Annotated in this window: 12 protein-coding genes; 8 read left to right on the plus strand and 4 right to left on the minus strand. The window is 69.6% G+C overall.

The genetic code is table 11. The features are described 5' to 3' along the window. From QN152_10500 to rpoD, 6 genes are all read left to right on the plus strand, one after another. The coding region (locus QN152_10500) for a Mur ligase family protein (GenBank protein MDR7539939.1) at positions 1-1,325 on the plus strand (1,325 nt) is incomplete at its 5' end. Positions 1,326-1,532: 207 nt separating this feature from the next. Continuing rightward, positions 1,533-3,107 (plus strand): lysine--tRNA ligase, encoded by a 1,575-nt coding sequence (gene lysS, locus QN152_10505; GenBank protein MDR7539940.1) that lies wholly within the window; start codon positions 1,533-1,535, stop codon positions 3,105-3,107. A gap of 43 nt (positions 3,108-3,150) precedes the next feature. Next, entirely contained in the window at positions 3,151-4,131 is a 981-nt protein-coding gene (locus tag QN152_10510; protein MDR7539941.1) for a D-2-hydroxyacid dehydrogenase, read from the plus strand. 9 nt (positions 4,132-4,140) lie between these two features. Further along, positions 4,141-6,219 carry an elongation factor G gene (fusA, locus tag QN152_10515; GenBank protein MDR7539942.1) on the plus strand — a complete coding sequence of 693 codons (2,079 nt, stop codon included), beginning with the start codon at positions 4,141-4,143 and terminating at the stop codon, positions 6,217-6,219. 13 nt (positions 6,220-6,232) lie between these two features. Further along, a complete protein-coding gene (gene dnaG / locus QN152_10520; GenBank protein MDR7539943.1) occupies positions 6,233-8,002 on the plus strand; it encodes a DNA primase in 1,770 nt (589 codons plus the stop codon). Positions 8,003-8,012: 10 nt separating this feature from the next. Continuing rightward, positions 8,013-9,131 carry an RNA polymerase sigma factor RpoD gene (gene rpoD / locus QN152_10525; GenBank protein MDR7539944.1) on the plus strand — a complete coding sequence of 373 codons (1,119 nt, stop codon included), beginning with the start codon at positions 8,013-8,015 and terminating at the stop codon, positions 9,129-9,131. Between the two features lie 26 nt (positions 9,132-9,157). Here rpoD and QN152_10530 read toward each other — a convergent pair whose 3' ends face one another. Next, positions 9,158-9,616 carry a PIN domain-containing protein gene (locus QN152_10530; protein MDR7539945.1) on the minus strand — a complete coding sequence of 153 codons (459 nt, stop codon included), beginning with the start codon at positions 9,614-9,616 and terminating at the stop codon, positions 9,158-9,160. Between the two features lie 5 nt (positions 9,617-9,621). Next, positions 9,622-9,855 (minus strand): AbrB/MazE/SpoVT family DNA-binding domain-containing protein, encoded by a 234-nt coding sequence (locus QN152_10535; protein ID MDR7539946.1) that lies wholly within the window; start codon positions 9,853-9,855, stop codon positions 9,622-9,624. Positions 9,856-10,086: 231 nt separating this feature from the next. On the opposite strand from QN152_10535, the gene ahcY reads away from it, so the two are divergent. Further along, positions 10,087-11,340 carry an adenosylhomocysteinase gene (gene ahcY / locus QN152_10540; protein ID MDR7539947.1) on the plus strand — a complete coding sequence of 418 codons (1,254 nt, stop codon included), beginning with the start codon at positions 10,087-10,089 and terminating at the stop codon, positions 11,338-11,340. A gap of 9 nt (positions 11,341-11,349) precedes the next feature. On the opposite strand, the gene QN152_10545 is transcribed toward ahcY, so the two are convergent. Beyond that, the gene (locus QN152_10545; GenBank protein ID MDR7539948.1) at positions 11,350-12,255 is read right to left on the minus strand and encodes a WD40 repeat domain-containing protein; all 906 of its coding nucleotides are present in this window, start codon (positions 12,253-12,255) and stop codon (positions 11,350-11,352) included. 472 nt (positions 12,256-12,727) lie between these two features. On the opposite strand from QN152_10545, the gene QN152_10550 reads away from it, so the two are divergent. Beyond that, positions 12,728-13,402 carry a phosphoribosyltransferase family protein gene (locus tag QN152_10550; GenBank protein MDR7539949.1) on the plus strand — a complete coding sequence of 225 codons (675 nt, stop codon included), beginning with the start codon at positions 12,728-12,730 and terminating at the stop codon, positions 13,400-13,402. On the opposite strand, the gene QN152_10555 is transcribed toward QN152_10550, so the two are convergent. Next, positions 13,338-14,291, minus strand: a complete 954-nt coding sequence (locus tag QN152_10555) for a dihydrodipicolinate reductase (protein MDR7539950.1) — start codon at positions 14,289-14,291, stop codon at positions 13,338-13,340. The two genes, QN152_10550 and QN152_10555, sit on opposite strands and share 65 nt — an antisense overlap. Positions 14,292-14,428: the final 137 nt, after the last annotated feature.

Here is a 14,428-nt window from a genome sequence, read left to right on the forward strand (position 1 = left end):
GCCTGCTGGACGGCGGCCGGTATCCGCGCCCGCCGGGCCGCGAGACCAACCTGGCGCGAGCCCGCCGCCTGCTGGCCCGGCTGGGGCACCCGGAGCGCAGCCTGACCACGGTGCTGGTGGCGGGGACCAAGGGGAAGGGGTCCACCGCGGCCATGCTGGCGGCGGTGGAGACGGCCGCCGGGAGGCGCGTCGGCCTCTACACCAAACCCCACCTGGTCGACTACCGCGAGCGGATCCAGGTCGACGGCGGGCTGATAGCGCCGCAGGATTTGGCCGGCCTGGTGGATGAGGTGCGGCCCGCGGTCGAGGCCGGCGCCTCGGACCCGGAGGGCGTCCCCACCTACTTCGAGGCCTCCGTGGCCCTGGCGCTGCTGTACTTCCACCGCTGCCGCGTGGACCTGGCAGTGCTGGAGGTGGGGATGGGCGGGAGGCTGGATGCCACCAACGCCTGCAATCCTAGGCTATCGGTGATCACCCCCATAAGCTACGACCACATGGAGGCGCTGGGGCGCACGCTTTGGGCCATCGCCGGGGAGAAGGCGGGCATCGTCCGTCCGGGGCGTCCGGTGGTGGCTGCCCCCCAGCCGCAGGAGGCGGAGGTCAGCCTGCGGGAGGCCTGCGCCCAGGCCGGCGCTTCCCTGGTGCGCGTGGCCGACCGGGCGCGGTGGGAGACCAGGGCGATGTCGGCGTCCGGGCAGGTCCTGTGGCTGCGCGGTGCGTGCGACTACGGGATGATCCGGCTTCCGCTGGTCGGGCGGCACCAGGCGCTGAACGCGGCCACGGCGGTGGTGGCCGCCGAGGAGCTGGGCTCTTGCGGCTTCCCTCTGCCGCCTGAGGCGGTGCGCCGGGGCCTGGAGGGGCTGCGCTGGCCTGCCCGGGTGGAGGTGGTGCGGACACGTCCCCTGGGGGTGGTGGACGTGGCCCACAACGTGGCGGCGATGCAGGCGCTGCGGGACGCCCTGCTGGAGGTGTGGCCAGGACGCCGCCTGGTCCTGGTCTTCGGCATGGTGGCCTCCCACGACCACGAGGGCCCCTCCGCGGTGATCGTGCCCCTGGCCGACCTGGTCATCACGACGACTCCGGACCACTTCCGGCCGGTGGACCCGCAGGCCCTGGCGGAGGTGGTGCGGGTGTATGCTCCGCAGGTGGAGGTAGAGCGGAACTGTGCTGCCGCAGTCCGGCGGGCGCTGGCGGCGGCGGGGCCGGAGGACCTGGTCTGCGTTACGGGGTCGTTCTACCTGGCAGGGGAGGCGAGGGCCCTTCTGGCGGCATCAGGTGAGGAGGTGGCGCTGGCAGGGGAGAGGCCTGCTGAGGGCACCAGGTGAGGTGGCGCTGGCAGGGGAGAGGCCTGCTGAGGGCGGTGAGGTGGTGCCGGCAGGCAACGGTGTCCGGGGCAGGCAATGGTGTCCGGATCGCACCAGGAAGCGGCGGTATCCGGGGCGAAGGAAGGTAGCGCGTCCGTCAAGGATCTGGCCGTCCCTTCCCTCGATCTGGGCTTATCCCCGGATGCAAGTCTGTAGGGGTGCGTGTGCGTGTGGGTGGATCTCCTGGTTGAAGAGATCCTGAAGGCGCGCGGCAGGGGGGCCCACGTGGTCAATGACGCCTGGAGCCCTTCCGGCTTCGCGCACATCGGGTCGCTCAAAGGCGTCGTCCTGCACGACGCCATCACCCGGGGTCTGCGCGAGCGGGGCGTGGACACGGAGTTCCTCTACGGGTTCGACGACTACGACCCGCTGGATGCGGTGCCGCCCTACCTGGACCGGGAGCAGTTCGCCCCCTACCTGGGCGTGCCCCTGGCCAGCGTCCCCGCGCCACCCCCCGGGGCCGCCAGCTTCGCCGACTTCTACAGCCGCCGTTTCATCGAGGTCTACGAGCGCCTGGGCTGCACCCCGACACCGTACTGGGGGAGCGACCTCTACCGCAGCGGGCGGATGAATGAGGCCATCCGGCGAGTGCTGGACCGGGCGGCGGAGATCATGGAGATCGACCGGGAGATCAGCGGCAGCCGGCGGGCGGAGCGCCACCCCCTGCAGGTGATCTGCGAGGCCTGCGGCAAGATCGCCACCACGCTGGTGGTAGGGTGGGACGGCGAGGAGGTCTCCTACGAGTGCCTGCCGGAGAAGGTCACCTGGACCCGGGGCTGCGGCCACCGCGGGCGGCGCTCCCCCTTCGACGGAGGGGCGAAGCTCATCTACCGCGTGGAGTGGGCGGCCAAGTGGTGGGTGCTGGGGGTGACGGTGGAGGGGGCGGGGAAGGACCACTTCACCCGCGGCGGCTCCCACGACACCGCCAGCGCCGTGGTGCAGCGTATCTTCAACTACCCCCCGCCGTTCCCCATCCCCTACGAGTTTCTGCTGGTGGGCGGCAGGAAGATGAGCGGCTCCGCGGGGCGCGGAGTGCTGGCCCACGAGTTCCTGGAGATCCTCCGTCCGGAGCTGGCGCGCTTCCTGATGGTCCGCCTGCACTACCGGGAGCAAAAGAACTTCGACCCGGGGGGCGAGACCATCCCCCGGCTCTACGACGAGTACGACCGAGCGGCCCGGGCCTTCCTCGGCCAGGTGGACGATCCGGAACTGGCCCGCACCTACTGGTACGCCCGCACCGACGGGACGCGGCCGGAGGTGGCCCGGCCCCGCTTCAGCAAGGTGGCCTACCTTTTGCAGATCCCCTCGGTGCAGCTCGAGGCTGTGGTGGCCGAGGAGAAGGGAGGTCCCTTGACCGCCGAGGACAGGGAGGAGCTGGCGCAGCGGGTGGGCGACGCCCGCCGCTGGCTGGCCCGCTACGCGCCGGAGGCCTACAGGTTCGAGGTGCAGCCGGCCCTGCCGGGGGCGGCCGAGAAGCTGTCGGTGCGGCAACAGGAGTTCCTGGCCCATCTGGCGGAGGTGGCGGAGCAGGCGGAGGCCTGGCGGGGTGAGGTGCTGCACGGACGGATCCACGAGCTGAAGGCGACCATGGGACTGCCCCCCGCCGAGGCCTTCGGCGCCATCTACCTGGCCTTCCTGGGAAAGACCAGTGGCCCCCAGGCGGGGTGGCTGCTGGCGGCGCTGGACCGCGACTTCGTCCTGCGGCGCCTGCGGGAAGCTGCTGGGGCGAGGGCAGGGTCTTGAGCAGGGGCGACGGCGGGCTTGTGAGCGGAGGCGAGAACAGGCTGTGAGCGGAGGCGAACGCGGGGCGGTGAACGCACCGCTGCGCATCCTGGTGGTGGCGGACGTGGGCGAGCGCCACCTGCAGATGATCCGGGAGGCTGCGCCGGGGGCCCTGGTGGAGCAGACCGTGGAGCGGGCGCAGGTGGTCCGCCTGGCCCGGGAGGCGGACGTGATCGTGGGGTGGAACGTGCCGCGGGAGGCGGTGCAGCAGGCGAAGCGCCTCCGCTGGATCCACTCCACCGCCGCGGGGGTGGACCAGCTCCTCCACCCGGAGGTGGTGGAAGGGGAGGTGCTTGTCACCGACAGCAGCGGCATCCACGCCGAGCCCATCACCGAGCACGTCCTGGCGGTGATGCTGGCCTTCGCCCGCCGGCTGCCGGTGGCCATCCGCAACCAGGCCGCCCGCCGCTGGGACCGGCGCGCGGCGCTGGGCGAGGAGCTGTGGGGGAAGACCGCCGGCATCCTGGGGCTGGGGAGCATCGGCCGGGAGGTGGCCGCCCGCTGCAAGGCCTTCGGCATGAGCGTGATCGGCACCAGGCGCACGCCGCAGGAGGTGCCGGGGGTCGACCGGGTCTACCCGCCGGAGGGCCTGGACGAGGTGCTGGCAGCCTCCGACTACCTGGTGATCGTCCTGCCGCTGACGGCGCGGACGCGGGGGCTGATCGGGGCGCGGGAACTGGCCCTGATGAAACCCGACGCCTACCTGATCAACGTGGCCCGGGGACCCATCGTGCAGGAGGCGGCGCTGGTGGAGGCGCTGCGCGCGGGAAGGCTGCGCGGGGCGGCGCTGGACGTCTTCGAGCAGGAGCCGCTGCCGCAGGACAGCCCTCTGTGGGAGCTGGAGCAGGTCATCCTCACCCCGCATGTTTCCGGCGCGGCACCGGACTACTACGACCGGGCGCTGCCGCTGTTGTGCGAGAACCTGCGTCGCTTCCAGGCGGGGATGCCCCTGCTGAACGTGGTGGACAAAGATCAGGGCTACTGAGGTGCGCGCGTGAAACCCTATCCTCCTGAGCGTATTCACAACGTCGCCGTGGTCGGCCACGGCGGCACCGGCAAGACCTCGCTGGTGGAAGCCATGCTCTTCGCAGCCGGCGCCATCGACCGCCTGGGGCGGGTGGACGAGGGCACCACCACCACAGACTTCGACCCCGAGGAGGTGCGGCGCAGGCACACCATCAACGCCTCCCTGGCGCCCCTGGAGTGGAAGGAGCGCAAGGTCAACCTGATCGACACCCCGGGCTACCCCGACTTCATCGCCGAGATGGTGGCCCCGCTGCGGGTCTGCGAGGGGGCGCTGCTGGTGGTGGACGCGGTGGCCGGGGTGGAGGTGCAGACGGAGAAGGCCTGGGCCTACGCCGACCAGAACCGGGTCTGCCGGCTGGTGGTGGTCAACCGCCTCGACCGGGAGAACGCTGCCTTCGCCCGCACGGTGGAGGCGCTGCGGGGCAAATTCGGCAGCCGCATCGTGCCCCTGCAACTGCCCATCGGCACGGAGGCCCAGTTCCGCGGGGTGGTGGACCTGCTGCGCCTGCAGGCCTACACCTGGACGGAGCGGCAGGTATCCGCCGGTGAGATTCCTTCTGAGCTGCGGGCGGAGGTGCAGGCGGCCCGGGAGCGGCTGGTGGAGGCGGCGGCAGAGTCCGACGACGCCCTCACAGAGAAGTACCTGGAGGAGGGGACTCTCTCCCAGGAAGACCTGGAGCGGGGACTGCGCCAGGGCGTGCGGGCGGGGACGCTGGTCCCGGTGGTCTGCGCCGCCGGTCTGCGCACCATCGGAGCGGCGCAGGTGCTGGACGCCATCACCACACTGCTGCCCTCTGCGGCGGAGGCGCCGGTGGTGGGCAGGCGGCCGGGCGGCGACGAAGAGGTGCGCCGTCGCCCCAGCGTGGAGGAGCCGCTGGCCGCTCTGGTCTTCAAGACTATGGCCGACCCCTACGTGGGGAAGCTCTCCTACTTTCGCGTCTACACCGGGCGCTTCACCAGCGATGCGCCCGCCTACAACGCCACGCGCGACAGGATGGAGCGGGTGGGGGCGCTCTACTACCTGCGGGGCAGGCAGCAGGAGGCCGTGGGGGAGATTCCGGCCGGGGACATGGGGGCGGTGGCCAAGCTGTTGGAGACGGAGACGGGAGACACCCTCTGCGCCAGGGACGCGCCCATACTGCTGCCGCCGGTGCAGTTCCCCAGGCCGGCCATCACCCTGGCCATCGAGCCAAAGACCCGCGCCGACGAGGACAAGCTGGCCAACGCCCTGCACCGCCTGGCGGAGGAGGACCCCACGGTCCGCGTCTACCGGGACACGGAGCTGAAGCAGACGGTCATCTCCGGCATGGGCGAGTCGCACCTGGAGATCATCGCCGACCGGCTGCGGCGCAAGTTCGGCGTGGAGGTCACCCTGGCGGTGCCCCGGGTGGCCTACCGGGAGACCATCAAGCGGAAGGTCGGGGGCGTGCAGGGCCGCTACGTCAAGCAGACCGGGGGACGCGGCCAGTACGGGGTCTGCGTCCTGGACCTGGAGCCCCTGCCCCGGGGCGGAGGCTTTGAGTTCGTGGACGAGATCTTCGGAGGAGCCATCCCCAACCAGTTCATCCCCTCGGTGGAGAAGGGGGTGCGCAAGGCGATGGAGGAAGGGGTCCTGGCCGGCTACCCCGTGGTGGATGTCCGCGTGCGCCTGGTGGATGGCAAGTACCACCCGGTGGACTCCTCGGACATCGCCTTCCAGATCGCCGGATCGCTGGCCTTCAAGGAGGCGGCGCAGCAGGCGCAGCTGGTGCTGCTGGAGCCCATCATGGACCTGGCCGTGCGGGTGCCCGAGGAGGTCATGGGGGACATCATCGGCGACCTGAACGCCAAGCGGGCGCGCATCCTGGGGATGGAGCCCCAGGGGGACGGGACCACGGTGATCAAGGCTCAGGTGCCGCAGGCGGAGGTGCTGCGTTACGCCAGCGACCTGCGCTCTATTACCGGGGGGCGCGGCACATTCGAGATGGAGTTCTCCCACTACGAGGAGGTCCCCGCCCACGTGGCCGAGCGGGTGCTGGCGGAGGCGAAGAAGCAGAAGGCGACATGATAATATAAGCAAGATGGCGAACATACGTTCGGAAGCCCGGGACGAGATCCGCCAGCGGATCAACCTGGTGGAGCTCGTCTCCCAGCATGTTGCCCTGAAGAAGGCGGGGCGGCAGTATAAGGGGCTGTGCCCCTTCCACCAGGAGAAGACCCCCTCATTCCACGTGGACCCTGAGCGGGGCCTCTTCTACTGTTTTGGCTGCTCGGCGGGCGGCGACGCCTTCGACTTCATCATGCGCACCAGTAACCTCTCCTTCCCCGAGGCCCTGGAGCACCTGGCGGCGCGGACCGGTGTCCGCCTGGAGCGCACCGCACAGGAGGCGCGGGCCGCGGGTGAGCGCGAGCAGGTGCTGCGAGCGCTGGACGCGGCGGCGGCATTCTACCGGGAGCACCTGGCGGGGGCAGAGGGACAGGCCGCGCGCGCCTACCTGCGGCAGCGCGGGGTCGACGCTCAAACCGCGCAACAGTTTGGGCTGGGCTGCGCGCCCCAGGCCTGGGACGCGCTGCTGCGCCACCTGCGCGGCCGGGGGTATTCCCCGGACGTGCTGGAGCGGGCGGGTCTGGTGGTGGCGCGCCCGGGCGGAGAGGGGCATTACGACTTCCTGCGCCACCGCCTGGTCTTCCCCATCCAGGACCTGCAGGGGCGGACGGTGGCCTTCGGGGGTCGAGCGCTGGATGAGTCCACCCCAAAGTACCTGAACACCCGGGAGTCACCGGTGTTCAACAAGGGAAGAACCCTCTATGCCCTCAACTGGGCCCGGGAGGCGATCCGGGAAACGGGCGAGGTCGTTCTGGTCGAGGGGTACATGGACGCGCTGACCTGCCACCAGTTCGGAATCCGGAACGCCGTGGCCTCTCTGGGCACGGCGCTGACCCTGGACCACGTGTTGCTGCTGAAGCGGTTTGCCCCGCGTGCGGTGGTGGTGTACGACCCGGATACGGCCGGGCGGGCCGCCAGCGAGCGGGGGCTGCAGCTCTTCGAGGAGGGGGAAGTAGCCGTGCGTGTGGCCGTGCTGCCTGCCGGGAGCGATCCCGACGCCTTCCTCCGGAGGGAGGGACCCCAGCGATTTCGAACAATCCTGACCGAAGCTCTCCCGATGTTCGAATACCAGGTGGTGCAGGCGCTTACCCGGCACGACCCGCGTACGGTGGAAGGAAAGGTGGGCCTGGTCGACGAATTGCTTCCTGTTTTAGGGGCGGTGGCAAATCCGGTCCGCCAGTCCGAGTACCTGCGGGCGCTTGCGGAGCGGTTCATTATTTCTGAGGATGCGCTCCGCCAGCGCCTCGCTGCTACCAGACGGTCGGGCCGGGGAGCGGCACAGCCGCCGGCACCGGTTGCCGTTCAGGGGACGAAGCGCCTCCGGGCGGAGCGGCTGCTGCTGCACATGATGGTGCAGACACCGGAGATCCGGCGGCGGGTGCGCCGCGACCTTTCGGCCGAGGACTTCCGCGATTCCCTCCACCGCAACCTGGCGCGGATCCTGCTGCAGACGGACGAGCCGGCGGAGGTCCTGAGGGATCGTCTGCCAGACGAGGCAAGCGCGGCGCTGCTGACGCAGCTCGTGTTTGAGGACCACGGGGTCGCCGAGAAGGACCGGGAGAAGGTGGTGCACGGAAACGTGCGCACCATCCGCCAGGCCGACCTGGAAGAGCGGCTGCAGGCCCTGCGGCAGCGGCTGGCGGCGGCGGAGGCAGCGGGGCGGCAGGAAGAGGTCGCAGACCTTCAGCGCACCATCCTGGAGGTGCGGCGGCAGGCCCTGGCGGAGGAGCGGGCGGCGCACTAGGCGGGAGCGCATGACCAAGAAGAAGGCCCAGGTGCCGGCGACCACAACCGAGGAAGCGGCGGCGGAGAAGGGACCACTCACCGCGGAGCTGCGCGGCCTGATCGAGCTGGGGCGCAAGCGGGGCTACCTCACCCAGGACGAGATCCTGGAGCAGTTCCCTGAGGCGGAGCAGAACGTCGACGAGATCGACCGCATCTACAGCATCCTCTCCGGCCAGGGGATCGAGATTGTAGAAGAGGCCAAGGAGACGGAGGAGAAGCCCAAGGGGGAGGAAGAGGAGGAGTCGGACCTGGACGCCATCTCCATCGACGACCCGGTCCGCATGTACCTCAAGGAGATCGGCAAGGTCGCCCTGCTCACCCCGGAACAGGAGGTCACCCTGGCGCAGCGGATGGAGAAGGGCGACGCGGAAGCCAAGCGCCGCCTCATCGAAGCCAACCTCCGCCTGGTGGTCTCCATCGCCAAGAAGTACGTGGGGCGGGGAATGCTCTTCCTCGACCTGATCCAGGAGGGCAACCTGGGCCTGATCCGCGCCGTGGAGAAGTTCGACTGGCGCAAGGGCTACAAGTTTTCCACCTACGCCACCTGGTGGATCCGCCAGGCCATCACCCGGGCCCTGGCCGATCAGGCGCGTACCATCCGCATCCCCGTGCACATGGTGGAGACCATCAACAAGCTGGTGCGCATCTCCCGCCAGCTCCTGCAGGAGCTGGGGCGAGAGCCCACGCCGGAGGAGATCGGTGAGGTGATGGGCCTGCCGGCAGAACGGGTGCGCGAGATCCTGAAGATCGCCCAGGAGCCAATCTCCCTGGAGACCCCTATCGGGGAGGAGGAGGACTCCCACCTGGGCGACTTCATCGAGGATCAGGACGCCCTGGCCCCCGCGGAGGCGGCCTCCTTCACCATGCTCAAGGAGCAGCTGGAAGGGGTGCTGGAGACGCTGACGCCGCGGGAGCGGAAGGTGCTGAAGCTGCGCTTCGGGCTGGACGACGGCCGCCCCCGCACCCTGGAGGAGGTGGGCCGGGAGTTCGGGGTCACCCGGGAGCGCATCCGCCAGATCGAGGCCAAGGCCCTGCGCAAGCTGCGCCACCCCAGCCGTTCCAAGCGGCTGAAGGACTTCATCGAGTAGCCTCGGGCTTCACACCGCATCAACCGCTAGGGACGAGGACCGGGTCCGATCCAGGCGATTCGGATCTCCTTCACCCGCGCGAGCTCCGTGTCACCCGTGACCAGCACCCCTGCGGCGCTTCTCGCCGCGGCTGCGGCGAACGCATCCGCGTAGGCAACCGGGTACCGGACCTTCAGGGACGCCGCGGCGAGCACCACAGGCTCGTCGACAGGGAGCACCTGGACCCCCAGCCCGCGCAGACCGGCAACCACCGCCTTCGCCTCCCGCTCGCCTGCCCGGCGGCCAACCAGGTAGTAGACTTCACCGAGGTTTACGACGCTGATGGCCACCTGGAGGGCCTCCAGGCGCATGCGCAGCGCCCGGCGGGCGCGCCGGTGCGCCTCTCCGTCTCCGGCCATGGCGTCGATCAGATCCCGGACCACTGCGCCGGGCGGCTCGCCCTGCAGCCACGCCAGAACCGCCCAGGAATCGAGGACCACCCGCACCAGTGCTACCGGCCGCGTGCGGCCTCCCGCTCGTGCTCCGCCGCCAGGTCTGCGAGCAGCGGTACGCCCCGGTACCGACCGTACAGCTCACCGGCCCGTCCTGCCGGGGCCGGGCGCACCACGATCCGGTCGCCCTCGACCTCCATCACCAGGCGCATTCCCGGGCGCAGGCCCAGGGCCTTGCGAATCTTCTTGGGGATCACGAGCTGGCCTTTGACCGACAGTGACGCAAGGGTCACGGTTGCGTTCACCTAAGGTATAATCTGCCTTACTAAATGGTAAGATCATTCCTTCCGCCGGTCAACCCTCAAAATGCCGACGTAAAACGAAACCGGCCGGGCGTATGGTCAGTGTCGAATTCCCTGGAAGAGCATCGGGCCTGCATGAACTTCCTTGTTGGAGGTCCAGGGTGACACGTTGTATGCTCAGCTCGACCTCTTAAGCTCCAGGCGGAGATTGGAGGAAGTGCCATGGAATTTGAAGTTCGCGGCCGTGACACCGTGGGCGAGGGTCGGGCGCGAATCGCCTGGGCGGAGCGGGAGATGCCTGTCCTGCGCAGCATCTGTGCGCGCTTCGCCCGGGAGCGGCCGCTGGCGGGGATGCGCATCGCCGCCTGCCTGCACGTCACCAGCGAGACGGCCGCGCTGGTGCGTACCCTGATGGCCGGCGGGGCCACGGTGCGACTGTGCGCCAGCAACCCCCTCTCCACCCAGGACGACGTGGCCGCGGCGCTGGTGGAGGAGCAGGTGGAGGTCTTCGCCATCAGGGGGGAGGACCGGGAGAGCTACTACCGACACATCCAGCGGGCCCTGGACCTGCGGCCGCAGATCACCATGGACGACGGGGCCGACCTAGTGACCGCGGTGCACGAGCAGCGGCGCGAGCTCCTGCCCGAGATCGTAGGGGGAACGGAGGAGACCACCACCGGTGTTATCCGCCTGCGGGCTATGGCCCGGGAAGGCGCGCTGCGGTATCCCATCATTGCCGTCAACGACGCCCGGACCAAGCACCTCTTCGACAACCGCTACGGCACCGGCCAGTCCACCATCGACGGGCTGCTGCGGGCCACCAACCTGCTGCTGGCGGGCCGGGTGGTCGTGGTCTGCGGCTACGGCCTCTGCGGGCGGGGGGTGGCCCTGCGCGCCCGCGGCATGGGGGCCCGGGTCATCGTCACCGAGGTGGACCCCCTGCGGGCGCTGGAGGCGGTGATGGAAGGCTACCAGGTGATGCCCCTGCTGCTGGCGGCGGAGGTGGGGGAGGTCTTCATCACCGTCACCGGCAACCGGGACGTCATCCGGCGGGAGCACCTGGAGCGGATGCGGGACGGCGCCGTCCTGGCCAACAGCGGTCACTTCAACGTGGAAATCGACATCCCCGCGCTGGAGGCCATGGCCACCGGGAAGGAGCGGATCCGGGAGTACGTGGACGAATACCGGCTCTCCGACGGACGGCGCATCTCCCTGCTGGCGGAAGGCCGCCTGCTCAACCTGGCCGCCGCGGAGGGGCATCCGGCCGCGGTGATGGACATGAGCTTCGCCAACCAGGCCCTCTCGGTGGAGTACCTGGTCAGAGGTGAGCGGCAGCTTGTCCCTGACGTCTATCCGGTGCCTGCAGCGATCGATGCCGCAGTGGCCCGGCTCAAGCTGGAGGCAATGGGGATCGCCATCGACGCCCTGACTCCGGAGCAGGAGCGCTACCTCCGCTCCTGGACCGAAGGGACCTGACTGCCTGCGCTACTGGAGATCCCAAAGAAACACCAGGGCATCGTCACCGGCACTTGCTGCCCGCCTACCATCAGGCGAAAACGCTACCGCATTTACATGACCACGATGGCCTCGAAGAACTCTTTGCACCCCTCCCTGTGTGACGTCCCAGAGGATGACCGTACCGTCGAAGCTGCCGCTTGCCAGAATCTTACCCGCTGGCGAGAAGGCAACTGAGGTGACAAAGTCCTGGTGCCCTTTGAGCCTCAGCAGTTCCTTCCACGTTTGAGTTGCCCAGAGTATCAGAACCCCGTCCCAGCTCCCGCTCGCCAGGGTCCTTCCATCCGGCGAGAATGAGACCGACGTCACCAGATCTCTGTGCCCTTCCAGTGATGCCCTCCATGTACCCCTTGCGGCATCAAGGACCCTGACCGTTCGGTCCCGGCTGGCAATGGCCAGAGTCTTCCCGTCAGGCGAGAAGGCCACCGACATAAACCAACTGGGCCTATCCTCCATCCACTTTCGCTCTCCCGTCTGAGCATCCCAGAGGATGATCCGTCCAAATAGCTGCTCTCTACCCAGAATCATCAGTCTCTCCGCTCCAACGCTGGCCAGAGCGCTCCCGTCTGGCGAAAAGGCCACAGATGTCACCCAACTGGTATGCCCGGTTAGTCTCTTCCTCGATTCACCGGCCCGTGCGTCCCAAAGTATCGTCGTGGCATCGTCCCCGCCGCTGGCCACATATCTGCCATCTGGAGAGTAGGCAACAGCCCTCACCGCACCCTTGTGTCCGGTCAGCCGCATCTTCTCTTTGCCAGTTTGGACGTCCCAGATGATGATGTTCTTGTCAGCACTGCCGCTACCCAGGTGGCCATCAGGGGAAAATGAGAGTGATGTCACTTTGCCCGTGTGGCCTTCCAGCCTTATGAATTTCATGGCCTTCTCGTCCTGGAGAGTTGCCGAACTATGAAGGGGCTCTTGTGCTACGGCGTAACTTACTATCACCAGCGGAAGTAGCCACAAGGTTCTGAGCCTGATGCTGTGCTTGTGGACTCTCGCCAATATGCCCGCAGACCGCACGGCCGACCACCCCCTCTCTGGTTATCTATTCGTCGACACCTTTTAGGAGACCCCGCCGCCGGTAAATCGGCCCCGGCCTGCCGATGAATAGGGTGTGCTGGCTGGGCTCCTCGACTTGCTCTACCCCCCACGCTGCGTGGTCTGCCGGACCGTGGGGGAGGGGCCGCTGTGCGCGCGCTGCCGCGCGGGGTTTGCCCCCGTACCGGTGCCGTTCTGCTGCCGCTGCGCCTGCCCCCTTGGGGGCTCCGAGGCCTCACTTTGCCGGACCTGCACCGACCGTACACCGCCGTTTGCCGCCGCCCGAGCCCTGGCTGTGTTCGAAGGGTCGGTGCGTACGGCGGTGCACCGACTCAAGTACCAGGGGCGCCGCGAGCTGGGCCCGGTCCTGGGCCGGATGCTGGCCGCCTTCGTACGGGAGGCGCCTGCGCTGGGAGAGGCGGACCTGGTGGTGCCGGTGCCGTTGCATGCATCGCGCGAGCGGGAGCGCGGCTTCAACCCGGCTCTGCTCCTGGCCGCAGCGGTGGCCGAGGCGCTGGATCTCCCCCTCCTGCCGTCCGGGCTGGAGCGGACCGTGCCCACGGCGCCGCAGAGCGCGCTGGGCCTGAGGCAGCGATGGGCCAACGTGGCCGGCGCCTTCTCCGTCCCGGCTACCGGTGCGGGGATGGTGCGGGGCAGGGCCGTCCTCCTGGTGGACGACGTCATGACCAGCGGGGCCACGGCGGCGGAGTGCGCGGCGGCGCTGCGGCGCGCCGGAGCCGGGCGGGTTGCAGTGGTCACGCTGGCGCGGGCCACCCCGCCCGAGGCCAGGCCGCGGGTGGAGGAGGACAGGCCGGAGGCGGGGGAGAGCAGGCCGCAGAGCGCAGGAAGTCGGACTGCCGCAGCAGCTGAGGGCGCCGCACAAGGCCAACCGCCTGAGGGGCAGCGGCTCCTGCGGGGGACTATGGCACCAGGTGCAGCAGGGGGAGGCGGTAGACCGGGAGCAGTCCGGGCGGGGCGTCCTTGATCACTGGCAGGGCGTTGGTCACGATGGCCCACGTGGCCAGGTCGCCGTGGATCCCTCCGGGGATGACCAGATGCAGCTCCGGCAGCCCGTGGATGGTGATGGCGTCGTGCGGGTCCGCCGCGCCCTGCGCCATGACCAGGTCCAGGACCACGGCGGGCTCATCGCCGTCCCCGGTGCGGTAGGCGCGGGCCACCTGGTGCAGGCCCCGTACCACCCCGCCGTTGACGACCGGAGCGATCTCCTCACTAACCCGCCCCACCTCCCACTGCAGAGCGGCGGCGATCATCGCCGCGGACTCCCCCAGCCCCACGTGCCCCAGGCTCCCCTGGCGCACCCCGGCCTGGAAGGCCTCCGGCGCGAGCCCCACGCCCACCTTGCGCTGCAGCGCTTCGCGGCGCGTGCTCACGTCCACCACCCGCTCCGCGGAGATCCGGGTCACCTGACGGCAGGGGGCGGTGAGCATGATGGGCAGGGCGTCCATAACGAACCCCGGGTTGACGCCCAGCCCCACCACGGTGACGCCGCGGCGCCGTGCCGCCTCGTCCAGGCGGCGTGCTTCGGCGGGGTGGTGGTACCAGGGGTAGGCCAGCTCCTCGCACGTGGAGGCCACGTCCAGCCCGGCCTGGACCGCGGCTTCCAGTTGGGGTAGGACCGTGCGCAGGCGCGACCCGGTGCAGTGGACCAGGATGTCGGCGGGGGTGCGCAGCGCGGCCTCCGCATCCGTGGTCACCTCCACGCCGAGCGGAGAGGTCCCCAGCAGGGTGCCCAGATCCCGTCCGGCCTTCGCCGGGTCCAGGTCGCAGGCGGCGACGATGGTGTGTCCGCGCTCAAGAGCCAGGCGGGCAATGCCCAGGCCGATGTTGCCCAGACCTTGATGGATGAGGCGCACCGGCCACCATTCTAGCACCCGGTTGCGGCCGGAGGCGACCGTTGCCGCATCAGGCCGCAGGCGGCGGCCGCATCGGGCGCAGGGAGAGCCCGGCAGGGCGGCGAAGGGGGAAGTGAGCCTGAGCATTCGTTGGTGAA

This window comes from Armatimonadota bacterium (assembly GCA_031459715.1).
Classification (GTDB): Bacteria; Sysuimicrobiota; Sysuimicrobiia; order Sysuimicrobiales; family Humicultoraceae; genus Humicultor; species Humicultor tengchongensis.